This window comes from Novosphingobium sp. fls2-241-R2A-195, from assembly GCF_030209485.1.
Taxonomy (GTDB): Bacteria; Pseudomonadota; Alphaproteobacteria; order Sphingomonadales; family Sphingomonadaceae; genus Novosphingobium; species Novosphingobium resinovorum.
Genome location: NZ_JARVRY010000010.1, coordinates 165,016 through 187,846 on the forward strand (window position 1 = coordinate 165,016; position 22,831 = coordinate 187,846).

At 62.4% G+C, this 22,831-nt stretch carries 20 protein-coding genes and 4 pseudogenes; 7 read left to right on the forward strand and 17 right to left on the reverse strand.

Annotation, left to right across the window (positions count from 1 at the left end):
* Positions 1–846: a TauD/TfdA dioxygenase family protein gene (locus QRN25_RS09685; RefSeq protein ID WP_285019170.1), complete on the forward strand. Its 846-nt coding sequence runs from the start codon at positions 1–3 to the stop codon at positions 844–846.
* On the opposite strand, the gene QRN25_RS09690 is transcribed toward QRN25_RS09685, so the two are convergent.
* The 8 genes from QRN25_RS09690 to QRN25_RS09725 all read right to left on the reverse strand — a co-directional run bounded on the left by QRN25_RS09690 (position 815) and on the right by QRN25_RS09725 (position 10,343).
* Positions 815–1,195, reverse strand: coding sequence for a winged helix-turn-helix transcriptional regulator (locus QRN25_RS09690; RefSeq protein ID WP_285019173.1), 381 nt, complete (start codon positions 1,193–1,195; stop codon positions 815–817). The two genes, QRN25_RS09685 and QRN25_RS09690, sit on opposite strands and share 32 nt — an antisense overlap.
* Positions 1,192–2,622, reverse strand: coding sequence for an MATE family efflux transporter (locus QRN25_RS09695; protein WP_285019175.1), 1,431 nt, complete (start codon positions 2,620–2,622; stop codon positions 1,192–1,194). Before QRN25_RS09695 ends, QRN25_RS09690 begins: the two co-directional genes overlap by 4 nt.
* Positions 2,619–3,806: a thiolase family protein gene (locus QRN25_RS09700; protein WP_285019177.1), complete on the reverse strand. Its 1,188-nt coding sequence runs from the start codon at positions 3,804–3,806 to the stop codon at positions 2,619–2,621. The genes QRN25_RS09695 and QRN25_RS09700 overlap by 4 nt, the downstream gene beginning before the upstream one ends.
* Positions 3,807–3,830: 24 nt before the next feature.
* The gene (locus QRN25_RS09705) at positions 3,831–4,811 is read right to left on the reverse strand and encodes an aldo/keto reductase (RefSeq protein ID WP_285019179.1); all 981 of its coding nucleotides are present in this window, start codon (positions 4,809–4,811) and stop codon (positions 3,831–3,833) included.
* A gap of 84 nt (positions 4,812–4,895) precedes the next feature.
* Entirely contained in the window at positions 4,896–5,315 is a 420-nt protein-coding gene (locus QRN25_RS09710; protein WP_285019181.1) for a MarR family winged helix-turn-helix transcriptional regulator, read from the reverse strand.
* Between the two features lie 120 nt (positions 5,316–5,435).
* Positions 5,436–8,543, reverse strand: a complete 3,108-nt coding sequence (locus QRN25_RS09715) for an efflux RND transporter permease subunit (protein WP_285019184.1) — start codon at positions 8,541–8,543, stop codon at positions 5,436–5,438.
* A complete protein-coding gene (locus QRN25_RS09720) occupies positions 8,540–9,634 on the reverse strand; it encodes an efflux RND transporter periplasmic adaptor subunit (RefSeq protein ID WP_285019186.1) in 1,095 nt (364 codons plus the stop codon). Before QRN25_RS09720 ends, QRN25_RS09715 begins: the two co-directional genes overlap by 4 nt.
* Positions 9,635–9,719: 85 nt before the next feature.
* Positions 9,720–10,343: a TetR/AcrR family transcriptional regulator gene (locus QRN25_RS09725; protein ID WP_285019188.1), complete on the reverse strand. Its 624-nt coding sequence runs from the start codon at positions 10,341–10,343 to the stop codon at positions 9,720–9,722.
* Between the two features lie 90 nt (positions 10,344–10,433).
* Here QRN25_RS09725 and QRN25_RS09730 point away from each other — a divergent pair, with 90 nt between their 5' ends.
* Positions 10,434–11,891 carry an efflux transporter outer membrane subunit gene (locus QRN25_RS09730; RefSeq protein ID WP_285019191.1) on the forward strand — a complete coding sequence of 486 codons (1,458 nt, stop codon included), beginning with the start codon at positions 10,434–10,436 and terminating at the stop codon, positions 11,889–11,891.
* 116 nt (positions 11,892–12,007) lie between these two features.
* Here the strand turns inward: QRN25_RS09730 and QRN25_RS26355 are convergent, their stop codons facing one another.
* The 4 genes and pseudogenes from QRN25_RS26355 to QRN25_RS09750 all read right to left on the reverse strand — a co-directional run.
* Complete coding sequence (locus QRN25_RS26355; protein WP_350224248.1) at positions 12,008–12,424, reverse strand: NUDIX hydrolase; 417 nt, start codon at positions 12,422–12,424, stop codon at positions 12,008–12,010.
* 402 nt (positions 12,425–12,826) lie between these two features.
* A complete protein-coding gene (locus tag QRN25_RS09735; RefSeq protein ID WP_285019216.1) occupies positions 12,827–13,099 on the reverse strand; it encodes an HU family DNA-binding protein in 273 nt (90 codons plus the stop codon).
* Between the two features lie 278 nt (positions 13,100–13,377).
* Positions 13,378–14,241, reverse strand: coding sequence for a transglutaminase family protein (locus QRN25_RS09745; RefSeq protein ID WP_502910448.1), 864 nt, complete (start codon positions 14,239–14,241; stop codon positions 13,378–13,380).
* Positions 14,242–14,313: 72 nt separating this feature from the next.
* Positions 14,314–14,653, reverse strand: a pseudogene (locus QRN25_RS09750) (integrase core domain-containing protein); the annotation flags it as partial.
* Positions 14,654–14,806: 153 nt separating this feature from the next.
* Here QRN25_RS09750 and QRN25_RS09755 point away from each other — a divergent pair.
* A pseudogene (locus QRN25_RS09755) lies at positions 14,807–16,100 on the forward strand (IS110 family RNA-guided transposase).
* Positions 16,101–16,313: 213 nt separating this feature from the next.
* On the opposite strand, the pseudogene QRN25_RS09760 reads toward QRN25_RS09755, so the two are convergent.
* Positions 16,314–17,143 (reverse strand): annotated as a pseudogene (locus QRN25_RS09760) (IS3 family transposase); the annotation flags it as partial.
* Between the two features lie 294 nt (positions 17,144–17,437).
* On the opposite strand from QRN25_RS09760, the gene QRN25_RS09765 reads away from it, so the two are divergent.
* From QRN25_RS09765 to QRN25_RS09775, 3 genes are all read left to right on the forward strand, one after another.
* Positions 17,438–17,662 carry a hypothetical protein gene (locus QRN25_RS09765; RefSeq protein ID WP_285019192.1) on the forward strand — a complete coding sequence of 75 codons (225 nt, stop codon included), beginning with the start codon at positions 17,438–17,440 and terminating at the stop codon, positions 17,660–17,662.
* Positions 17,663–17,944: 282 nt separating this feature from the next.
* Positions 17,945–18,400, forward strand: a complete 456-nt coding sequence (locus tag QRN25_RS09770) for a hypothetical protein (RefSeq protein WP_285019193.1) — start codon at positions 17,945–17,947, stop codon at positions 18,398–18,400.
* Between the two features lie 312 nt (positions 18,401–18,712).
* Positions 18,713–19,069 carry a hypothetical protein gene (locus QRN25_RS09775; RefSeq protein WP_285019195.1) on the forward strand — a complete coding sequence of 119 codons (357 nt, stop codon included), beginning with the start codon at positions 18,713–18,715 and terminating at the stop codon, positions 19,067–19,069.
* 522 nt (positions 19,070–19,591) lie between these two features.
* Here QRN25_RS09775 and QRN25_RS09780 read toward each other — a convergent pair.
* The gene (locus tag QRN25_RS09780) at positions 19,592–20,302 is read right to left on the reverse strand and encodes a Crp/Fnr family transcriptional regulator (protein ID WP_285019197.1); all 711 of its coding nucleotides are present in this window, start codon (positions 20,300–20,302) and stop codon (positions 19,592–19,594) included.
* 188 nt (positions 20,303–20,490) lie between these two features.
* Between QRN25_RS09780 and QRN25_RS09785 the strand changes: the two genes are divergently transcribed.
* On the forward strand, positions 20,491–20,769 hold the full coding sequence (locus QRN25_RS09785; RefSeq protein WP_285019199.1) for a hypothetical protein: 279 nt from the start codon (positions 20,491–20,493) through the stop codon (positions 20,767–20,769).
* A 383-nt stretch (positions 20,770–21,152) separates the two neighbouring features.
* Here QRN25_RS09785 and QRN25_RS09790 read toward each other — a convergent pair whose 3' ends face one another.
* From QRN25_RS09790 to QRN25_RS09800, 3 genes and pseudogenes are all read right to left on the reverse strand, one after another.
* A complete protein-coding gene (locus tag QRN25_RS09790) occupies positions 21,153–21,443 on the reverse strand; it encodes a hypothetical protein (RefSeq protein ID WP_285019202.1) in 291 nt (96 codons plus the stop codon).
* 669 nt (positions 21,444–22,112) lie between these two features.
* A pseudogene (locus QRN25_RS09795) lies at positions 22,113–22,355 on the reverse strand (IS91 family transposase); the annotation flags it as partial.
* A gap of 71 nt (positions 22,356–22,426) precedes the next feature.
* Positions 22,427–22,831: ATP-binding protein (locus QRN25_RS09800; RefSeq protein WP_285019205.1), on the reverse strand; the 405-nt coding region annotated here is incomplete at its 5' end.

The following is a 22,831-nucleotide window of genomic DNA, read 5'->3' on the forward strand; positions in this document are numbered from 1 at the left end:
ATGCGGATCATCGAGAACGACACATTCGGCGCGGAAGTACGGGACGTCGATCTGGCCCGCATCGACGAGCACGATTTCGCCCTCGTGCGCGAGGCGTTCGTACGCCAAGGCGCGATCTTCTTTCGCGACCAGGAGCTGGACGAGGCGCAGCACATCGCCTTCGCCAGGCGCTGGGGCGCGATCAACATCAACCGCTTCTTCAAGGCGCACCCGGCGCATCCAGAAATCGCGCTCGTCGTCAAGGAGCCCTGGCAGCAGGACAACATCGGCGGCGGCTGGCATACGGATCACAGCTATGATGCAGTGCCCGCGCTGGGCTCGATCCTCGTCGCGCGCGAACTGCCGCCGGCGGGGGGAGACACCGTGTTCGCCTCGATGTACCTCGCCTACGACGGGTTGCCCGAAAACCTCAAACGCGAGATAGCCACCCTCAAGGCAGTCCATTCGGCCCGGCATGTCTTCGGCAGCTACGCCCGCGCCCAAGTTGCCGACAGCGACTTTCGATCGGGTGACCGCATCGGCAATCCGGCGGCGGCCGACGCGCTCGCCGAAGTGACGCATCCGGTCGCACTGGTCCACCCGCTCAGCGGCAAGCGCGCGATCTATGTCAATCCCGGCTTCACCATCGGCATCGAGGGGTGGGACGAGGACGCCTCGAAGCAGTTGTTGCGCGAACTCTACGCTCACAGCCTCGCGCCCGAATTCGCACACGAATTCAAGTGGAAGCCCGGGTCCATCGCGTTCTGGGACAACCGTGCGACCTGGCACCTGGCGCGCAACGACTACCATGGCCATCGCCGCGAAATGCATCGGATCACGATCGAAGGCGACCGGCTGGTCGCCTGACGGGCGCTGACGGATCTTCGGTCTTGCGATCGACGATCAGGCCACCCTGCTCCAGTTCCCGCACGGATTTGACGACCCTGTGCAGCATCTGGCCGCGCATGGTCAGCTCGTAGGCCCGCACTTCCGGGCGTGACGGCACCACCATTTCGATGAGTGCGAGCGCCTGCATCTCGGTCAGTCGCAGCGTCAGCATTTTCGCGCTGATGCCCGGCAGCCGCCGCCGGATGTCGCTGAAACGAAGAGGCCCATTCGAAAGCGCATCGACAATGCGAAGCAGCCATCGCTTCTCGACGAGAGACAGGACATCCGCGGGATGTTCCCGGTGTTCGAGAGTCCCCTCAGGGCTCATGCCCTGACCGCTTCGCCATCTGCGCCGGTGCCTTCCTCCCCTGCCCAGGGACGCAGTCCCACGGGGATGAGAACCAGAAGACCGTATGCCGCCAGCGCCACGCTCATGCACACGAACAGGTCCGTGAGCGATCCGGTGTAGCGCAGGACGAGGAACCCTCCCCCCACCGCCACGATGAGCCGGGCGGTGGCGCCCGCAATCGGCCAGCGCAATCGCCCGACAGCCTGCGAGGCGAAGTAAAGGGCAAGGCCGACACCGAAGAAGCCGTAGAACGGCCCGACCAGGCGCAAGTAGTCACTGCCGAGGCGCACGATCTGCGGGTCATGCGTGAACAGGCCCATCCACGCCGCCGGAAAGGCGGCCGCGACGAGGCCGACCGTCTCCGACGCCGCGAACGCCAGGGCCGCTCCCGTCAGCGCGATCCGCCGTGCGCGGGCGACCTGTCCCGCCCCCAGATTGGTGGCGACGAGCGCGATCAGCGGCGCGCCGATCCCGAACACGAGCGGGATCAGCAGGTACTCCAGCCGCACCCCGGTCCCGTACCCGGCCACGGCGGCCAGCCCCGCGCCCGAGGCGACGAGCGCCGTGGTCCCGGCGATGACGAGGTTCGTCTGCACCGAATTGAGCGCCGAAAAACCGCCCACGCGCAGCAGTCCGACGATCAGGTCGCGGCGCAGCGACGCCCTCACGAAGCGGACGGGGTTGCGACCGCTCAGGATATGCCAGGCCATCGCCAGCGTGCCAGCGGCGTAATAGACGACCAGCGCGGCGCCGCCCCCGGCGATGCCGAGCGCAGGGACCGGGCCGAAGCCGAAGATCAGCAGCGGCGAGACGGGGATCAGGAACAGCGCGCCGATGCAGGTCACGAGCGCCGGGAAACGCATGTTGCCCGTCCCCCGGATCACGCTGGAAAGGCCGCTCATCAGCCACAGGAACACATTGCCCGCGAAGACGACGTCCGAGTAGACGAGCGCGGCATGCAGGCTGGCGCCTTCCCCACCCATCAGGCGGTAGATGCGCTCCCCGCCCACGAGGAAGAGCGCCGAGAACGCAAGGCCAAGCACGATGTTGACCACCACGGCATGGAGGACGAGCGCGTCCGCCTCCACCTGCCGCCGACCGCCAAGCGCGCGTGCCACGGCCGACGATATGCTGCCGCCAAGGGCTCCGGCCGAGAAGGTGGTCATCAGCATCAGCGCGGGGAATACCAGCGCCATGCCCGCCAGCGCGTCGGAACCCAGCTTCGCGACCCACCATGTCTCGATCAGGCCGGTCGACGCCTGCGTCAGCATGATGAGGACGTTGGGCAGGGCGAGCCGCAGGATCATCGGCACGACCGGACCCTCGATCATCGCGCGGGTGCGCGCATCCATCTGCCGCACGGGCGACGAAAGAGTGGTTTTCGGCACGGCTGCCTGCACTGTCATAGCGCTTCCAATGCGAGGGCGATGCCCTGCCCGCCGCCGATGCACAGCGTCACCACGCCGCGGCGCAAGCCGTCGCGGCGCATGGAATGCAGCAGCCGCGTCGTCAGCACCGCGCCGGTCGCGCCGATCGGATGACCGTGAGCGATGGCACCGCCCTCGACGTTGACGATGTCCTCGGGAATGCCGAGTTCCTTGATGACCGCCAGCGGCACCACTGCGAAAGCCTCGTTGATCTCGATCCGCTCGACGTCGCCTAGGGCCCAGCCTGCGCGGTCCAGCGCCTGCCGCACGGCGGGGACAGGCCCCAGCCCGAACAGCCCCGGCTCGACCGCTGCAACGCCGTAACCCGCCAGCCGTGCGTAAGGCTCGATTCCCGCAGCTTCGGCAAAGGCACGCTGCGTGACGACGACTGCGGCGGCCCCGCTGTTGAGGCCCGGCGCATTGCCTGCCGTGATCGTGCCGCCTGCCCGGAACGCGGGCTTCAGCCGGGCGAGGTTTTCCGCCGTCGTGTCTGGCCGGGGTGCTTCGTCGGTGCCGAATGCGATCTTGCCCGCCCTGCCGCCCGCGACTTCGAGCGCAAGGATCTCCGCATCGAACAGTCCCGCATCGCGCGCGGCGGCGAAGCGCTGCTGTGAACGCAGCGCGAAGCGGTCCTGCTCCTCGCGCCCGATCCCGGTGATGTCGACCAGCGTTTCGGTGTGCCAGCCCGAATGTTCGCCCGAGAAGGCATCATGAAGCCCGTCAGTCAGCATGCTGTCGAGCACCGCGCCGGGCCCCATGCGCAGCCCCCAGCGACCGCCTTCGAGCAGGTAGGGCGCACGGTCCATGTTCTCCATGCCGCCCGCAACCGCCGCCTCGATGCCGCCCATTGCGATTTCCTGCGCGGCGGACAGGATCGCCTGCGCGCCCGATCCGCACACGCGGTTGACGGTCAGCGCCGGAACCGAGACCGGCAGCCCGCCGCCGATCGCAGCCTGCCGCGCCGGGTTCATACGGTTGCCCGCCTGGATGACGTTCCCCATGACGACCGAGCCCACGTGGTCGGGCGCGAGGCCCGACCGCCGCACGGCCTCGGCGATGACGGCCGCGCCAAGCACGGTGGCGGGGGTGTCCTTCAGCGTTCCGTTGAAGGCGCCGATGGCGGTGCGCACCGGCTGTGCGAGCACGATTTCGGTACGGGACATGATATTCACTCCGTTTGCTTGCAGTCAGGCGACAGCAGCTTCGCTGCGCCGGGGCGATGCGGGATCAAGCGCGCTGACCGCATCAAGGCGCGCGATCTGTTCAGGCGAAAGGACAAGGTCGACGGCGGCAAGATTGCTGCGCAGCTGCTCCAGCGTGCGCGGGCCGATCAGCGGCACCGCGCCATGCGTTCCTGCCCACGCGATGGCGACGCGGTCTGCGGTGATTCCCGCCTCCTCGGCCACCGCCAGCACGGCATCGAGCACGGCAGAGCGCTTGGCGCTGTTTTCCGGCTGGAACACCCGGCCGCCGAGCCCTTCGGCCCGGCCTGCCTCGCCCTTGCGGTACTTGCCGGTCAGCATCCCTCCGCCGAGCGGCGACCATGTGACCGCGCCCAGCCCGAGCGCCTCGACGGCGGGGAAAAGGTCCGCCTCCGGCGCGCGATGGACGAGGCTGTGCTCGAACTGCACGGCCGCCAGCGGCAGGCTGCGCGCGGCCTCCGCCAGCGTCACCGCCCGCGCGACGCGCCAGGCGGGGAAGTTGGAGAGCCCGGCGTAGAGGATCTTGCCTGCCCGCGCGAGATCGTCGAGCCCGCGCAGGATCTCCTCCATCGGCGTTATCCCGTCAGACTGGTGGACCCAGTAGAGATCGATGCGGTCGGTGCCGAGGCGCCGCAAGCTGGCTTCCACCGACGCGACCATCGCCTTGCGGCTGTTGCCAAGGACGAGACGACCCGCGTCGGGCGCCGCGCCCATCGTGAACTTGGAGGCTAGCAGGAAATCCTCACGCCTGCCCTTGAGCATACCGCCGAGAAGCTCCTCCGCCTCACCGAACTGGTAGACGTCGGCGGTGTCGATGAAGTTGCCGCCCGCATCGGCATAGGCGTTGAAGATCGCCTCGCTTTCACGCGGCTCGGCGCCGTGGCCCCAGCGGGTGCCGAAGTTGCCGGTGCCCAGCGCGATCTGCGCCACCTGCATGCCGGTGCGTCCGAATGTTCTGTACTGCATGGCGGTCTCCTGAAAATCGGAACTTGGGAAGGGATAAGTGTAATTGCACATTTCAACACGCGGCTTTGCTGGCGCGCCGCATGGTCACTCCTCGAAAGCGTGTCGTTGCAGATTGTCGCGGAGACGCGCGGCTTCCTGCGCGCCAACCTGCGTTTCGTAAGCTTCCTGCGCCGCCCGCCACAACGGCGCCGCCGCGGTCAGCCTGTCGCGCCCGGCTGCCGTCAGCGTCAGTACTATGCTGCGCGTACCTTCGGGCTGGCGCCGGTCGATCAGCCCCTCCGCCTCCAGCCGCGAGACGGCGCGCATCAAGGTCGTGCGCTCCATCACCATGGCGTGCGCCAGTTCCGCGATCGTCATCGCCTCTCCCCGCGCGGTCACGGCGAGGATCGAGAACTGTGAACTCGACAGACCCGCTGGCGCAAGGTGCCGGTCGTACAGCCGCGTGAGCGCACGCGCGTGGCGACGCGCGGCAAGATTGTAGCAAGCGGAAGGTCCATCGGGCATGAGCGTGATGTAATGTGCAATTGCACATGCACAAGGTGTCACGGGTGGGAACTTGTCTTTCGACATGGTCGCCCTAGTGGACCTGCCCGGCCGCGTCTCGATGAGCGGCCGGGTCCTTTCTCATGCCGGCAGGTGTACCTTCGTGCCCTCTCGGTGCCGTTCAGTGCCGCTCTTCGGCGCATCGGTACGGATGCGGAACCAGATAGCGTAGAGGGCCGGCAGGAAGATCAGCGTAAGCACGGTTCCGCCCAGAGTTCCGCCGATCAGCGTGTAGGCAAGCGAGCCCCAGAACACCGAAGTCGTCAACGGAATGAACGCCAGGATCGCAGCGAGCGCGGTCAGGATCACCGGCCGCGCGCGCTGCACGGTCGCCTCCACCACGGCATGGTAGGGATCGAGTCCGTCAGCCTCGTTGCTGTGGATTTGTCCGATCAAAATCAACGTGTTGCGCATCAGGATACCGGCCAGACCGATCAGCCCGAGGATGGCATTGAAGCCGAACGGTTGCCCGAACAGCAGCAGCGTCGGCACCACGCCCACCAGTCCCAGCGGCGCGGTCGCCACCACCATCGCCATCGCCGAGAAACTGCGGACCTGGAAGATGATGACGGTCAGCATCAACGCGATCATGATCGGAAACACCGCCGCCAGCGCCGCATTCGCCTTGCCCGCTTCCTCGATCGCGCCCGCCGTGTCGATGCGATAGCCGGGCGGGAGCTTTGCCTTCACAGGCGCCAGCGCCTTCTCCATTGCCATCGACACTTCCGGCGGCTGCAGCCCCTCCGCGATGTCGCCGCGCACGGTGATCGTCGGCACCCGGTCCCGGCGCCGCAGGATGGGGTCTTCCATGCGGACTTCCAAACGGCCGATCTGCGACACGGGCACATGCTGTCCCTCCGCGCCGACGAGCGTAAACCCGCCGATGCGTGCGGGATCGAGCCGCTCCGCACCGTTGCTGCGCGCCACGACATCGACACTGCGAATATCCTCGCGCACCTGACTGACGGTGGTGCCGGTCAGGAAGAATTGCAGTTGCTCTGCAGCCTCCTGCGACGTTAGCCCCATTGCTCGCAGGCGATCCTGATCGAGCACGAAGTGCATCGTCGGCACCCGCTCGCCCCAATCGGTATTGACCTGCCGCATGTCGCCGCTCGCCTGCATCACCTGCTCGACTTCGGCGGCAATCTCCCGCACTTTGGCGAGTTCCGGCCCGTTAACGCGGAATGCGACCGGGAACGGAGAGTACGGCCCGAACACCAGCTGCGTCGCACGAATCCGCGCTTCCGGGGCCAGCCCGTCCGCCGCTGCGCGCCGGATGCGGAGCTTCAATGCCTCGCGCGAGGCTTCATCCGGCGTACGGATCACGATCTTGGCGAACGAGGGATCCGGCAGTTCCGGGGCCATAGCCAGGAAGAAGCGCGGAGCGCCCTGCCCCACGTAAGCCGTGACGATCTGCGCCTCGGGCTGCTTGCGCAGCCATGCCTCGACCTTGGCGCTGGCGGCGCTGGTACGCTCGATGCTGGTGCCCTCGGGCATCTGCACCTCGACCAGCACCTCGGGCCGATCCGAGGTCGGGAAGAACTGCTGCTTCACCGCGCCCATCCCGAACACGGCGATCACGAAGGCGCCGACGACGGCGCCCGCAACCGTCCACTTGCGCCGGATTACACCCGACAGGATGCGGCGCAGGCGATTGTAGCGCGGGGTATCGTAGATCGCGTCGTGACCGCCCTTCATCTGCCCGATCTCGGGGAGCAGCTTGACGCCGAGATAGGGCGTGAAGGCGACCGCGACGATCCACGAGGTGATCAGCGCGAAGCCGACGATCCAGAAGATGTTGCCCGCATACTCGCCTGCGCTGGACTTGGCGAAGCCGACCGGCATCAGCCCGATCACGGTCACCAGCGTACCGCTCAGCATCGGCGCCGCGGTATGGCTCCAGGCATAGGTTGCGGCCTTTATGCGATCGAAGCCTTCCTCCATCTTCACCACCATCATCTCGATGGCGATGATCGCATCGTCGACGAGCAGGCCGAGCGCGAGGATCAAAGCACCCAGCGTGATCCGGTCGAACTCGCGCCCGGTCGCCATCATGATGACGAACACCGTCGCCAGCGTCAGAGGCACGGCGGCGGCCACGACGATGCCTACACGCCAGCCCATGGAGATCAGGCACACCGCCATGACCACGGCGAGCGCGACGAAAAACTTGAGCATGAACTCACCGACTGCCTCCTGAATATTGACAGCCTGGTCGGTGACTTTGGTCAGCGAAAGGCCCAGCGGCAGTTCGGTGCCGATCTTGGAGACTTCCGCGTCGAGCGCCTTCCCGAGGTCCAGTCCGTTCCAGCGATCGCGCTTGACGATACCGAGCAGCAGCGTCGGCTCGCCCTCGTGACGGACGATGAAGCTGGCAGGATCTTCGTAACCGCGCTTCACTTCGGCGATATCGGACAGGCGCAGCGTGCGGCCCTGCGCGACGATGGGGATAGCCCGGATCGCGTCGGGCCCGTCGAACGCGCCGTCGAGCCGCACCACGACCTGCGGCCCCTTCGCCTCGATCGAACCCGCGGGTGTCACCAGATTCTGCGCGGCGAGGGCCGAGAGTATGTCGCGCGGATTGACGCCCAATGTCGCCAGACGTGCTTGCGAGAACTCGACAAAGATGCGTTCGGGGCGCTCGCCGACGATATTGACCTTTCGCACGCCGGGGACATGAAGCAGGCGCTGGCGCAGGGCCTCGGCCTCTCGGGCCAGAACGTGCAAGGGCTCCCCCCTGGCCTTGAGGGCATAGAGCGCGAAAGTGACGTCGGAATATTCGTCGTTGACCATAGGCCCGACGACGCCGCGCGGCAGCTTCGATGCCTCGTCGGCCAGCTTCTTGCGCGCCTGATAGAATTCTTCGGGTACATCGGCCGGTGGTGTCATGTCCTTGAGCGTCAGCGTGGTGAAGGCAAGGCCGGGCCGCGTGAAGGTCTCGGAACGGTCGTACCATGAGAGTTCCTGCAGGCGCTTTTCCAGCGGCTCGGCGACCTGATCCTGCATCTCCTCCGCAGTGGCGCCGGGCCATGCGGTGACGACGGTCATGACCTTGACCGTGAAGGCGGGATCCTCCGCGCGGCCCAGGCTGAGGAAGGCTACCAAGCCGGCAATCGACAGTGCGATGATGAGAAACAGCGTGATCGCCCGCTCACGAACGGCAAGAGCGGAAAGGTTGAAGCCGCTCATCGCGCTGCCATCCCGCCCATGACGCGGACCTGCTCGCCATCGTGAAGCAGGTGCGCGCCCAGCGAGACGAAGCGCTCGCCCGGCCGGACGCCTCGGCTCACGCGCACCGTCTCGCCACCGATCGCGGCGACCTGCACGGCCCGCCAGCGGACCCGGCTCGACTTATCGATTGTCCATATGCCCGGTCCCCGCCCCCGATCGTAGAGGGCGCCGATCGGCACCTCGACGCCGGACGATGTCCGGGCCTGCCCCAGATTTACCGTGATCGTAGAGCCGAGCGGGGCGCGAGCCGCAGCGCCATCCAGCACAAAACGCGCTTCGTATGTCCGGGTACGCGGATCGGCGGCGTCGGATAACTGCCGCAACCGTGCGGTCGCCGTCGCGCCGCCGAACAGGCTGGCCTGCGCGGTGGAGCCGATGGACGGGCGCTGCGTCTCCGGCAAGGCGACCACCGCCTCGCGCGCACCGGCATGGGCAAGGCGAACCACGGGCTGCCCGGCACTGACGACCTGACCCGGCTCTGCGAGCGTCTCGACCACCGTGCCATCGGCATCCGCGACGAGGACGGCATAACCGGCCTCGTTTCGTGACACCGAAGCCTGTGCTTCTATCGCGGCCAGCTGCGCCCTGGCTGCATCGGCATCGGCCTTGACCTTGTCGTAGGCCGATGCCGATACCGCGCCCGCGCCGACGAGATCACGATAGCGCCGCTCATCGGCAGCCGTCTGCAACGCAGCGGCTCGCGCAGCGCTCACGGATCCCTGAGACTGGCGCGCGGCCAGTACGTAGTCCGTGGCATCAATCCGCATCAACGGCCGACCGCGCCGCACCACCTGCCCAGTATCGACCAGGCGCGCCACGACCTTTCCGGCAATGCGGAAGCCAAGATCGCTCTGAACACGCGAGGAGACCACTCCTGTGAAACTCTCCTCGTTGTCGTGGGCAACGCCTGCAAGAGCTGTGCGTACGAGTGGCGGCTCGGTCCGGGGATCAGCTTCGGCATGACCACACGCGGAGAGCATCAAAGGAAGAACAAGCGCCGCGACACGGGCGGCCGGATGGCGAAGGGAGATTGCGATAGCGGTCGACATGGCGAGTCCTGCCTGAGGAAGTCAGGCCCGCAATTCTCATTCAAGTGACCATATTGTCAACTAGTCACAACGCACACGCCGCATTTTATGGTGCGAGACTGCGCAGGATCAGGTTTACCACTTCGGTGGGGCCATCGGGCAGGCTGTCCAGCTTGTACTGAAGCATGACGGGGTTATGGAACGATTCCATCGCTTTCATGATGGCGCGGGCCGTCTCGTCCAGCGGCGTCTTGCGCTCGAACTCACCGGCGGCGCGGCCTTCAGCCACGATGTCTCGGACCATCTGTTCCAGCGCGGCGCAATAGGCCTGGCACGAAGGCCACTGCTCGACCACGGAGTGAGTCGCAATCTCGTAGAGCTTCTGGTCGTCGAAGAACAACTCCGCGCTCGCGGTCACGATTGCCTTGAAGAATCGCCGCATTTTCTCGGTCGCAGGGCCGGCATCCGCGACCGCTGCCTGGGCCTGAGCCAGAAGGCGCTCCAGCGTCTTGGCGCAGATTGCCTGCCCGATCGCCTGCTTCGAATCGAAAAACTTGTAGACGTAGGCCTTTGAGAAACCGATCGCCTTGGCGAGGTCGGAGACCGTCGTCTTGTTGTAGCCGTACCGGGAAAAGTGCGCTTCCGCGGCCTCCACGATCTGCTCGCGAATGGCATGGTCCCCGGGCCCGCGATGCCCGACGGCGAGTGTATCGAATGTCTCTTCAGTCATGATCACGAAATAGCGAATTCGTCCCCGATTGACAACGAGTGACCATTATAGAATATAAGTCACAACACTCATCCAGCCTGGATACCGCCCATGTTCTTGCGCGTCTGCGTCACCTTCTGCGCGCCGCTGGCGCTTGCCGGCTGCGCCGTCGGCCCCGATTATCATCGCCCACAGGTCGCCCTGCCGGGCAAGTTCATCGGCTCGCCCGTCGCAGAGCAGCCCATTGGAACAGAGGTGGGAACTGCCGATCTCACCCGCTGGTGGGACGGGTTCGACGATCCGCTTCTCAGCACCTTCGTGTCTCGCGCGCTCGCGCAGAATCTCGACCTTGCGCAGGCCGTCGCGCGGGCCGGCCAGGCACGCGCGCAATTGGGAAGCACGAACGCGGCGCTGCTGCCATCCGGCACCGCGACGGCACAGGCGGCCGCAGCACGCCAATCCAATGAAACCCCGGTCGGCCGCATCGCCAGCGCGCAGCCAGGATACGACCGCGACGGCGACCAGTACGAGGCAAATCTCGGTGCCAGCTGGGAGGTCGACCTGTTCGGGGGCCTGCGCCGCCGACGGGAGGCCGCACTGGCTGATTATCAGGCCGCCCTCGCCGGAACTTACGCAGCGCGCCTTATCGTCGAAACGCAGACGGCGGACACTTACGTTACCATTCGTGGTCTGCAGGCCCGGCTCGCGGTCGCCCGCGATCAGGTCGAGACGCAGAGCCGTTTGCTGGATACCGTGCGCCTGCAATACACAAAGGGCGTCGCGGCGGAATTACAGGTGCGGCAGGCCGAAGGGGCGCTCGCGCAGGTGGAAGCCACCCTGCCCGACCTTCAGGCCAATCTCGAACAGGCGATGAATGCGCTGGACGTGCTCCTCGGCGATGTGCCCGGCACGAACCGCCCACTGCTGGAGGCGGTACGGCCCGTCCCGCTGGCCCCTATGCTGGGCGATGCCGTGACACCGGCCGAACTGCTGCGTCGCCGTCCCGACGTGATCGTGGCCGAGCGCCGGCTGGCGGCCAGCAACGCACGGATCGGCGCCGCTCTTGCCGAGTATTACCCCAGGCTCACTCTGTCCGGGCTGCTGGGGACGGCCACGATGGGCACGTCCGGCCTGTTCACCGGCAATGCTCTCCAGGCCCAGGGTGCTGCCGGTCTGCGCTGGAGACTGTTCGACTTCGGCAGGATCGACGCCGAAGTCGCGCAAGCTCGCGGAGCCAACGCCGAGCAACTGGCCGCCTATCGCCTCGCTGTCCTGCGCGCCGCGCAGGACGTGGAAGACGCCCTGTCCGCGCTGGCAGCGCGGCAGCGGCAACAGACCGTCCTGTCACGAGGCGAAGACTCGCTGGCGCGGGCTCGCACGGCATCGGCCACGGCCTACAAGGGCGGCGTGGTCAGCCTCATCGAAGTTCTGGATGCCGATGCACGGCTGCTTGCAACGCGCGATGCTCGGGTGCGCGCACAAGTCAGTGCAACGCAATCCGCGATCGCGTCATTCCGGGCGCTGGGTGGTGGCTGGGCCCCCGCAGCAACCGCGTTGGTTGTCAGGTAACGGCACCGTTGCGCACGTGTGCGATCACGCCGTGGGCATGCCTGGACTAGGGCGTGTGCTGGCTGGCAGATTTTGCGCTCAAGGGGTGGAAAGCGAACAAAACGCTGTTGGTCTTGTCACCTCAGTGTACGTTGCAGGGACGCTTTTATTAGCTGGAACGCGTCATGGAAAACGAGGTGCCATTTATTGTCGAGATCGCCTCTAACGGGTTGCCAAAAGAATGAGAACGTAAGGCCACCGCCATCTTCCGTTTGGTGGTCCCAGTGATCGGGTAGGTCAGACGAGCGAAACGCATAAAAATGCCACTGGAGGGGAGGTAACCCAATTGTCGAAGATCCCAAGAATATGGGACTCGCGGTTAATTGCAGCCCGCTCTCTTCATACAATTCTCGCGTCGCAGCAGCCTCCGGCCTTTCGGACGCCTCAATTGTTCCTTTGACGAACTGATTGCCTGCCAAGGGATGGCGGAACGCCAGAACCTCGATCTCGTGAGGACCATATCGGAAAGGTACGGCGCAAGCTTTCCCTGACACTGCCTATCCACCTCGACGACCTTATCGCCTAAGTTTATGACCGTGATCATCTCCGCCGACAAGGTTACTTATGTCGCCTTTGGGGCGCTCTGCCGACTGGCAGGAGATTCCCTCGGCGTTGATGCCCTACACGGAAGCCGACGGGCAGCTATTTGCCGATCTGAACCCTTAAGACGTCGTTCTGGAATCGGCCAACTTGGGCATCCAGAACAGGAAAGCGGAGATCGCACTTGGGAATGAAAATCGGCAGCTGAACGGCCGGAGAGGCGTCAAGATGGGCTCGGAAGAATTTTCCAAGCCCTCGCGACTTCCCGCGATACGAAAGTACCCTCAATCGTCGGGCGCATCACTATGGGGGCAAAAACGCGGCGTCCTCATGAGAAGGACGCCGCAGTCGTTTTGTCAACCATTCAACCTGTCTTTGACGGCCTTCGCGGGCGTAAAGGACAACTTGCGGGCAGCCTTGATGGTCATCGCTTCGCCGGTCGCGGGGTTGCGCCCTTCGTGCTCCGGGGTGTCCTTGACCTTGAGTTTGCCGAAGCCATTCAGCGAGATTTCCTCGCCCTTGGCCGCGGCATCCGCGACCGCGATGAATACGGCGTCGACGATCTTGCGCGCGTCGGCTTTGGTAAGGCCGGCATCAGCGGCAATTTCATCTGCGAGGTCACTGTTCATTTGCGGCGCATTGCCGGGGCGCATGTCAGGCTCGCCATTGTCCTCGATGATGAAGTCGCATGACAGGGTTACGCCCCCCGGGGGTACGGTCAGACGGGTCGCGATGTTCCCGAAACCATCCTCGAAATGATAGAGCGGGATATCGGGTTCGGCCAGCAGGCGCTGCGGTGAACGCAGGTCCTGATGGCGAGAGGGATGCAGGCTCAGCATCGCCATCATCGCAGTCTTCGTCTCGGTATCGAAGCGTATGTCATATCCGCAGCGGATCAGCATGAGGGTTACTTTCCTGAGGCGCCGGCAAGGCGGCTGTTGACGGCGCCATGGCCGCTTGAGGGGAACTGATCGGGGTCAGCACGGCGCACGTCGACGGTGACGTCCATGCCCAGAAAGCTCGCCGGAAGTCCGAACCACGTGCCGGACAATGGCAGAACCTGATAGGGATCGCGGGCCACGGCAACGCGGATCAGGCCGCGATTGCCGATGATGCCGTTGGTGGGATCGAACTCCACCCATCCCGAGCCGGGGAGGAATATCCGCACCCAAGCATGGGTATTGCCGCCACCGACCACGCCCTCCGTGCGCGAGGGATTGTACACGTACCCCGAAACGAAGCGGGCCGCGAAACCAAGCGCGCGCACCGCCTCGATCATCAGCACCGCGAAGTCGCGGCAAGTACCCATGCGTTTCTTGAGGGTATCGATCGGAGATTGAGTCCCCTTCTGGTGCCGCGGCACGTAAGTGAAGTCGCGCTTGATGCTGGTCGCCATCTCGGTCAGCAGTCCGATGGTCGTGGTATTGCCGTCATTGCTGACGAAGGCTCGCACCCAATTATCGACAATGCGCTCGGGGTCGAGGTGCTGCCGCTCGATGGAGCGGAGCAGATCGGGCATGTCCTCGGCCGAGTAGGTGAAGGGAAACAGCCTGGCATATGCCTCCACATCAACATGCTTCTGCGAGATCGGGGCGTGTTCCAGCGTCGCTTCACTTATAACCGTGAGCATGGCGGCCCTCCGCTCGAACGATGCGATCGCAACCGAATTGCCGAAGACATCGTGTACCCAGCGCAGTTCTGCCGGATCCGGGTCGATCGTGAGACGGGCGGAGAGCAAACGCTGGTCAAAAGCCTCGCGCGGCCGCATCATGATACGATGTTCACCGAGCGAAACCGGCTGCTGGTAGCTGATCGGCCCCCACCGAGTGGTCCGGCTTGATTGTTAGTGCATGATCGCCTTCGGCGCCATGGTCGCCCGTAGGTGGAGCGAAGCGGAACCGGAGGGCGGCCATGGCGGCGTTGCAGTTTCCGGGGCCGGCGGCCGATAACCCAATGAGCTATGCGGCCTGACTGTATTGTAATGCCGCCGCCAGGCTTCGGTCAGGATTTTCGCCTCGGCCAAGGTATAGAAGATTTCGCCGTTGAGCAGTTCGTCACGCATCGAGCCGTTGAAAGACTCACAATAGCCGTTCTCCCATGGGCTACCGGGGGGTGATGTAGAGCGTCTTTACGCCGATCCTGGCCAACCATTGTTGCACGGCGTTGGCGATAAATTCGCTGCCATAGCACATTGGGAAGCGGCCCCTCGAAGGGGCGCACTGCCTTGATGAAGGCAAGGGCGCGTAGCGCCCGCAGGCTTCATCAAGGCGGTCATGATCGGCCCGCAGGTCTCTAAAGTGAAGTTGTCGACTCAACCCTTTGGAGACAGACCGACCATGACCAAGCGTAGCTCTAATCCCACCGACGCCGTGCTGGTAGCCATCGATATGTCCAAACACCGCCAGGAGGTCCTGATCGAACGTCCAGAAGGCGGACGCCGACGTCGCATGACGGTGATGGCGACAAAGGCAGATTATGATCGCCTGGCCACGGATCTTAGCGACATCGGGCGTCCGATCATCGTCGGCTTCGAGGCTACTGGTAACTACCATCGCACGCTGGCGCATCGCCTGCTGTCCGCCGGCTTCGAGTTGCGCTTGATCTCGTCCGTTGCCTTGGCTCGAACGCGCGAGGCTCTGCACAATGGCTGGGACAAGAACGATTCCAAGGATGCGCAAGTGATCCTGCACATGCTGCGGATTGGCACCACCCAGCGATACGTCGATCCGCTCGCCGCCGGGATCAACGACCTGCAGGAGATGTCGAAAACGCACGAGGCGATCTCCAAGGCTAAGACGCAGACATGGCATCGCATCCTGACCCACTACCTGCCGCTCTATTTCCCGGAGATTGAACGCTTCGCTGGCAACAGCCGATCCGACTGGTTCCTTGCTCTGCTCGAACGATTCCCGACTCCAGCCAGCATGACTGTGCTCGGCCAGGAGACTTTCTCCCGCGAAGCATGGGACTTGGTCGGCCGCAAGGTGTCCAAAGCCCGGCTGATCAACGATATCTACGAGACCGCCTGCGCCTCCGTGGCGCTACCTGTCGATGAGGATTCCGTCTCGATCGCTATGTTCCGCATGGTGATCGCCCAAGCACGCAACCTGATCCGGCAGCGCGACGAGATCGAGCGAACGGCGCATGCCATGCTGGCCGAAAACCGCGATTATCAGCTCCTGCGCATGATCCCCGGCATTGGGCCCATCAATGCGTTGACCATTCTCGCCGAGGCAGGCGATCTACGCCGCTTCAGCCATCACCGTCAGTTCCTGAAGTTCTGCGGTCTTGATCTTGCGACCCGGCAGTCCGGTACATTCCGAGGCCGCACGATGCTGTCCAAGTACGGTAATGCGCGATTGCGGCGGACCTTTTGGATGGCTGCCCAGGTCGCCGCACGTCAGCGCAACAACAGTTTCCGCGACAAGCTCGGACGATACACTGCCGGGCACGCGGATGATGCCGATCGTCGCCGCAAGGCGATGACGGCGCTCACCGCCAAGATGGCGCGCGTTGCCCATGCCGTCATCAAGACGGGGACAGAGTACCGACCGTTCCTTGAACGGTCGGATGCCAGGTGGAAGGACCCCTCTCTGCAAGTGCCGTGAGGGCGCGAAAGCGACCATGTAGATAATGTTCGGGCCTTCCACCTGGGTGCGTATCTCGTTCTAAGGACGGTGAGGACCACGGCCGCTTCGGCGCCGCTGGATCCTGTGTTTGCTATGGCAGGGAGCGATCCCGTTGACGGTGGAAGCCATCTGGCTCAGAATGCATGCCTCGCCGCTCAATGTCGGCGCATAGAGATCTGTTGACCAAATCTCGCTTTCCTTCGTGACCCAGGACGTTATCGGACCTGATATGTGCCGGTGGGCCACGCGTGACGAACAGTTCCGCCAACGCCGCCAGAACGTCTTCGCTGCGCAGCCGCCACGCCACCGGCAGGGCCAAGCACTCTCGGCTGGCCTCGTCGATGATCGACAGGATGCGGAACTTACGCCCGTCGTGGGTGCGGCCCTCGACAAAGTCATACGACCAGACGTGCCCGGGATATTCCGGCCGCAGCCGGATGCACGATCCGTCATTGAGCCACAGACGTCCACGCTTTGGCTGCTTTTGTGGCACCTTTAGCCCCTCCCGCCGCCAGATGCGCTCGACCCGCTTGCGGTTCACGTGCCAGCCCGCGTCACGCAGCAGCGCCGTCACCCGGCGATACCCATAACGACCATATTGCCGGGCCAGCGCAATGATGTCCTCGGTCAGCGCCGCTTCGTCATCGGCGCCGCGTGGCAGCTTGCGCTGCGTCGATCGGTGTTGTCCGAGCACACGGCATACCCGTCGCTCGGACACCGGCATCATTGCCTTGATATGATCGATGCAGCGTCGCCGCCGAGCGGGGCTCAGTAGTTTCCCCGTGCAGCCTCCTGCAGGATAACCTTGTCCAGAGTGAGTTCCGATACTGCCTGCCGCAGCCGGGCATTCTCGCGCTCCAAGTCCTTCATCCGACGTGCCTGATCCACCTTCAGCCCGCCATATTCCTTGCGCCAGCGGTAATAGGTCTGCTCCGTGACACCCAGCCGTCGGCACGCATCCGGCACCGTCCCACCCTGCGCCAGCACGATCTCCGCCTCACGCAACTTACCGATGATCTCCTCCGGCTTGTGCTTCTTGCCCATTTCCAAACTCCTTCGTCGTCCAAAATAACAGAGATTTTGGACCACTCAGAAGGGGGCAGATCACGCAAATCCCCATTGATCGCATCGTCGGCATGACGCATCATATAAATACAATAATTTTTCCAGAAAATTCAATGAAAATAGGATAAAATCGACGACCTCATGCCTCGATTGATGATTCATACATTGAAATATCACTATCATTTCTTACATTTTAGAAATCTCTCGCATGACAAAATAAGCGCCAGGGACTGAGAGACCATAGTGCTCCCGCTTATGACAGGGAGCGATATCATGGATCTCAATCGCCAATATTTCGAGCATCAGTTATCGCTTATGCGCGCCAGTGGCTCGGCGACTCGCCTTGCGAGGACACGGCACCTTGCCGCCGCCGGGGTAACTGCGAATAAAATCAGCAAACACCAGTTGGGGATTGGAGCAGCCGCAGCTAACGGCTGGGTCAGCAGTTCGCAAAACCCTGTCTGGTTCCCTGATCGCAGTCTTGAGGTTGTGTCGTGAGCCGTCTGCTCAACATTGATCTTCCCCAGGCAGATGTGGAGCGACAATGCGCCGAGCACCGGGTATCAATCAGTGCAATCGAGCCTCTCCCGAGCGGCGGCACTCATCTTGTCTGTATAAGACTGGAGGGAGCCGAAGAAATGCGGCAGGTTTTTTCAGACAAACTGATAGTCGGTATTGTCCGGCGATACCCCTTTTATCGCGCGCGAGGTCCGTGGTGATGGTGAGCCGCCTTTCTGGCCTGCGGCAAATGCTTTCCCTTTGTAGGGAGTTGTACTCGCCATGACCCATCCAATATTACGATTTTCCCTGAGTTCCAATGGCGATCAGTGGTATCTGGCTCGTGCAGCCGGTCCCGAAAAGACAACTGTGATTCACGAAGCGAACCGTTCGTCAGGGGGCACCTCCACGAAAGTCTCAATTGAGGACTTCCTGCGTGAAAATCCTCAAGCTCCAGAGCGGCAGGACTTCATGAGATTGATTGCCGACCTGCTTGGCAACGAGCTCGATGCCTGTAACGCGCACAAGGATGTCCTGCTCATACAACTTCGCGATGCCAGCGAGGAAGATGCAGCGAACGCCCTGATCGGCGCCAAAGTGAAATTTCCGCTGACAACGCCTTACGAAGCTCTGGAATTTTTCAACTGCATGGTGGACGTATTGACCGGGCAGCGCGCGATCGAGGAGGGCGAAGACGCCCATCGCATTCGCGCTGGCTTTGGCAGTACTCACGTTTAGACTGGGCAAGCGGAGATAACGGACACCGACGCAGACAGAGGTGACGCAAAGCGTGAGCAGCGTTGCCGCAAATCCCATCCGTTGCAGCCCAAAGTACGAAATCACAAAATATTCGCCGCAGAGACGGACCAAGAGGCGGCCACCTTGGCGCCGAACTCTTAATATCTCTGTCGTTGTGCGCCAAAGTACTGTACGGGCCTGCCATCAGGAGAAGGCGTATCCCGTGTCTTCCCAGGTACAGCGTTCGAAGCGCGCGCCCCTGGGGTGAAGCAGACCTCAACGGGCACCACTCAATTCAGCGCGACTTGATCTATGTTGCGCACGCTTTCACGTTTCGGTGCAATCTTTCGCCGTCCACTAAAGGGACCAGGCGTTGTCAGTGTGCGGGTATCTGGCGATGACGTGGGCGCGATGTGCGACCCTATCGCGCCCATAGTCGTCGCGGCAGCCACATGGGTCGGGGGTATTATGCCGCTTTACACCATTTTGTCGGTTAACCCGGTGCAGGGTCCTATCGAAATTGACGCGATCGACACGGTCGCTGCCTTGACCGCGATCGGAAATGAACGTTTTGGCGTCGTCGATCTTCTCGAAGATGGCCATTATGTGCTTTCTTGCGATGCGACACTGCAATCCGAATGGAAAATCTTCCGTCGTCGCTGGTTATGAAGTCAGATCAGCAACCTGATTTGCGACCTTACCGCCGGCACCATGCGCTGCAGTTGGCGCCCTCAATCGAGAATGCTCAAATGCCCACTGCCGATAGGTTGCGTCAAGTCGCGGAGGGTGAGGTCGCCAAGCTAATCGATATCAACACCAGCCTCATGCCCTTGCCGATATGCGCGTACGACCTGCGTACGACAGTTTGGCCGCAATCCAGCATAAACAGAATCAGGCGATCGTCACGGTTCTTACCGTGCCCCCGCGACCCATTGGCTTGACCAAGACTTGATTGCCCATGCGGTCAAAACCTATGTAAACCCTTGCCGCATCGATGCTGAGCCCCTTATCGCAAGGCTCTGGAGAAAGTATGGCAGGTCTGGCTCATAGGATGATATCTGCGTCCCAGCGACATCGAAGCGTAACTCAAGAATGGACTGAATCAGTGCGAGTCGTATTGCAGTCGATCACCGCCTAAGGGCTGATTATGGTCGCAAAAATATCGTCAATAGTATTATTGCCTATTGCATCTTATTGTATCGATTTATTTAGGCGGCGGTGAAGATAGTTTTCATCAAACCCGGCTATCTGAACGAGTTTTATCGGATCTATAATATTCAGGCTGCCGCGATTTAGCTCCATCGCCCCACGCAGCCGCAATTCCTTCAGCACCCGGTTAATATGGACAGCCGTCATTCCGAGCGCGTCCGCAAGTATCAGCTGGGATAGGGGAAATGCAAAACTGTCGTCGTCAGCCAAGCCGATACTCCTTGCGCGGACATAGAGTTCGCACATCAGGTGCGCCACGCGCTCGATGCTGCTGCGGCGACCCATGCTGACGATCCAGGCCCGCATTGTCGCCTCGTCGATGAGCTGGGCAGCGTACATGGCCCGCGCGATGTTCGGATAATCATCCAGCATTTCCTGCATTTCGGATCGCGAGATGGTTGCTATCAGCGCCGGCGAAATTGCCTGGATGCTATGGTCCATTTCCGCCAGAATATTCACGTGAAGATCGCATGAGTCGCCAGGCATCAGGAATGCCATCACCTGCCGCGTCCCACTGGGCAGAATCTTGTAGCGGCAAGCCCAGCCTTCAAGCAATACGAACACCGGTCCGGGCTTGTCACCTTCGCGGATTACATCCTGCCGAGCGGCATATTTCCGGCTTCGCGCCGTGACCGCTTCCAACATGGAGACATCATCGGGCGCCAGCTCGACCAGTTCACTGAGTTTGTTCACGAACCTGTTCGCCATCCTCATCGCATACACGGACATCCCAAGATTAAACATTGATCAAAGTTATTGTCATTTGTTGATTTATGTGGTGGTATTCACGCCATCGTTTGGTATGCTTGCCCCGTCGTCGAGTATCGAGTCAGGCGCTGGCGGCTGAAAATCGATCTCTCGCCTGGAAGAAAAGGCGTGAGATGTCTGTGGATGATAATAAAAAAGAGCCCTTCGGGTCGCTTCACTCACCGCCTGAGCCGCATGGACAGGCTGCATTGCTCCTTGTTGAGAGCCTTATTCATGGACTTATCGAGCAGGCTGCCCTGACGAACGCCCGTGCCATCGACATCGTGGAGACCGCGTTGGAAGTTCAGGCCAGCATTGCGGAAGTCGCAGGCGCGGAGGAAGGTCAGCTGGGAAAAGCCCACGCGCTACTTACTGCGATAGCGGAGACATTGAAGTGGGATCGCGACCCTTAAAGTGTCGCGCCATCATCACTGACTGCCCAAAAATCGGGACTTCCACCGCAATGGAACGAGCCGCCTCAGCATTCCGTACATTGATTTTTGATTGTGAATGAAATGCGCGATCACGGGTACGATTGCGCATGCGGGTCTTTGGAGGCAAATTGAATAGGGCGCTATGCTGCCGGTATTTGCTGTGGTCCTTCGGGCAAGCGGAACACCGCTCAGAAGATGCATTTGCAGATGCCGCCAGGATTTGTGCCAATCAGTCTTGTAGCCTTACGCCAATCCTCAATTAAATCTCATTGCCGTTCCCGCGGAACGGCAATGCTTTGGGCGACGACCGCCTTTCCGCCCGGCGAAAAGAGCGGCTACCAGCGGATTAGGGCAAATGAATCTCACGCGCGCCGAAAGCGTGCAAACACGCCTGGAGGTTCAATGCGAACAAATTCAATTTCTTGCTCGATTGAAGCCAGTTCGTCCCGGTAACCTGCGATTCGCTCCGGGCCAAGAGCAGCATCCAGATTATCGGCTTCCGATTTCAGTTTCGAAATCGTCCGTCGAACTTCACTTTCTGGTGCCGAGGCCAGCGAGTGCGCGATCAGATCATGGAGCGCGTAAATCGCGCCGTCAGTGCGAAGGACGGCAGCTTCAAGTTGCGCAAGGCGGTCATGTATCGATCGTTGCATCAGACGATCTCCGGCAGGGAAATAGACATTAATTTACATTAATAACATAAGTTGTAATGGATGCACCCCCATTTGCAGATTTCTTATCGCCGAGGCGGAGGCACCCATCCGGGGATCGGTGCGAATGCCACTGGATTTGTTCGGGCTGTGGGACATCTCAAGATCAACGAGATTGAGCCGTCAATACCGGCTCGAAACCTAAGCCGGTGGTTCGATTTTGACCCATTCGTCAACAAGGCGAGCATATTGTCTGGGTCGTGTTCCGCGGGGTTCTCTAATTGCCCGACGCTCTTCCTCAAGAATGCGCAAGACCAGATCCCTGAACGGCAGCTTATTCCGATGGAGCGCTCCGAAGCGGACAGCCCGGAAAGTCGAAGGGTTTCGGGCGCCGTCAGGCGTACGTAAACCCGGACATGTACGACCCGCGGATGGTTCAGAGATGAGCTATGGGGGTTTCAGCTTCGGCGCGGTCTGGAGCCTTCCGGGCATCGTTGTCGGCTCGGGTATTGGGCCGCCATTGATGCAAGGCGATCGTGATCGGTGACGTTCCTGAGGGACTTTTATTCGGCGCCAGGCGACTCTTCTCGCGGCAAGTGGCGGTGGGCGCGAGTGCGCTCGTGTCCCGCAACTCAGGTTTTGCGGGAGGGATGGCAGTCGAGCCATGCCGGGTCATGACACGGTTTCCCGGATCGGTAGAAGCTTTGCCGGTGGCGCGCGCGGTTGCCGCCAGCGTTCAAAGGTCTCGATAATAATCATGCGACCGCCGCAACACGGGCATGGTGGGCGCAGGTCCGCCGGTTCTTGCTCACTGAGATCTTCAGGCTCGGGCGCAACGTTGAGCAGATCGCGAGCAAGGGCCAGGTTGGCCTTTCGGTATGCGCCAGCAAGCATGCCGTAGTGCCGGATGCGGTGATGTAGCGCGACAAATTGGATGATGATCGCGCGTCAATCAGGATGAGAATGTGATTGTCGCGGCGCGTCGATCAGTGCCTGTTTAGATTGTCGCTGGCAAGTTCGTCGTTCTCATCCTGATTGTCGCGGATGGTCTCGAGAACCTTTGGCGTGGTGTATGCGGCAGGCCGCCCGGCACCGGTGCGTCTGGCCTGAGCGGTGCGCCGCCGGTAACTTTCGACGTTCATCTCGAAGATGGTGGCGTGGTGGACGAGCCTGTCGACAGCGGCGAGCGTCATCGCGGGATCGGGGAAGACCCTGTTCCACTCGCCGAAGGGCTGGTTGGCGGTGATCAGCAACGACCGTCGCTCGTAGCGTGCGCTGATCAACTCGAAGAGCACCGATGTCTCGGCTTGGTCGCGCGAGATGTAGGCGAAGTCGCCGAGAACCAGCAGGTGGTATTTGTCGAGCTTGGCCATCGCGGATTCGAGCGCGAG

Coding starts and splice junctions, on each gene's coding strand:
- QRN25_RS09685 (WP_285019170.1), top strand. CDS start 1: ATGCGGATCATCGAGAACGACACATTCGGCGCGGAAGTACGGGACGTC.
- QRN25_RS09690 (WP_285019173.1), bottom strand. CDS start 1,195: ATGAGCCCTGAGGGGACTCTCGAACACCGGGAACATCCCGCGGATGTC.
- QRN25_RS09695 (WP_285019175.1), bottom strand. CDS start 2,622: ATGACAGTGCAGGCAGCCGTGCCGAAAACCACTCTTTCGTCGCCCGTG.
- QRN25_RS09700 (WP_285019177.1), bottom strand. CDS start 3,806: ATGTCCCGTACCGAAATCGTGCTCGCACAGCCGGTGCGCACCGCCATC.
- QRN25_RS09705 (WP_285019179.1), bottom strand. CDS start 4,811: ATGCAGTACAGAACATTCGGACGCACCGGCATGCAGGTGGCGCAGATC.
- QRN25_RS09710 (WP_285019181.1), bottom strand. CDS start 5,315: ATGCCCGATGGACCTTCCGCTTGCTACAATCTTGCCGCGCGTCGCCAC.
- QRN25_RS09715 (WP_285019184.1), bottom strand. CDS start 8,543: ATGAGCGGCTTCAACCTTTCCGCTCTTGCCGTTCGTGAGCGGGCGATC.
- QRN25_RS09720 (WP_285019186.1), bottom strand. CDS start 9,634: ATGTCGACCGCTATCGCAATCTCCCTTCGCCATCCGGCCGCCCGTGTC.
- QRN25_RS09725 (WP_285019188.1), bottom strand. CDS start 10,343: ATGACTGAAGAGACATTCGATACACTCGCCGTCGGGCATCGCGGGCCC.
- QRN25_RS09730 (WP_285019191.1), top strand. CDS start 10,434: ATGTTCTTGCGCGTCTGCGTCACCTTCTGCGCGCCGCTGGCGCTTGCC.
- QRN25_RS09735 (WP_285019216.1), bottom strand. CDS start 13,099: ATGAACAGTGACCTCGCAGATGAAATTGCCGCTGATGCCGGCCTTACC.
- QRN25_RS09745 (WP_502910448.1), bottom strand. CDS start 14,241: ATGATGCGGCCGCGCGAGGCTTTTGACCAGCGTTTGCTCTCCGCCCGT.
- QRN25_RS09765 (WP_285019192.1), top strand. CDS start 17,438: ATGGATCTCAATCGCCAATATTTCGAGCATCAGTTATCGCTTATGCGC.
- QRN25_RS09770 (WP_285019193.1), top strand. CDS start 17,945: ATGACCCATCCAATATTACGATTTTCCCTGAGTTCCAATGGCGATCAG.
- QRN25_RS09775 (WP_285019195.1), top strand. CDS start 18,713: ATGTTGCGCACGCTTTCACGTTTCGGTGCAATCTTTCGCCGTCCACTA.
- QRN25_RS09785 (WP_285019199.1), top strand. CDS start 20,491: ATGTCTGTGGATGATAATAAAAAAGAGCCCTTCGGGTCGCTTCACTCA.
- QRN25_RS09790 (WP_285019202.1), bottom strand. CDS start 21,443: ATGCAACGATCGATACATGACCGCCTTGCGCAACTTGAAGCTGCCGTC.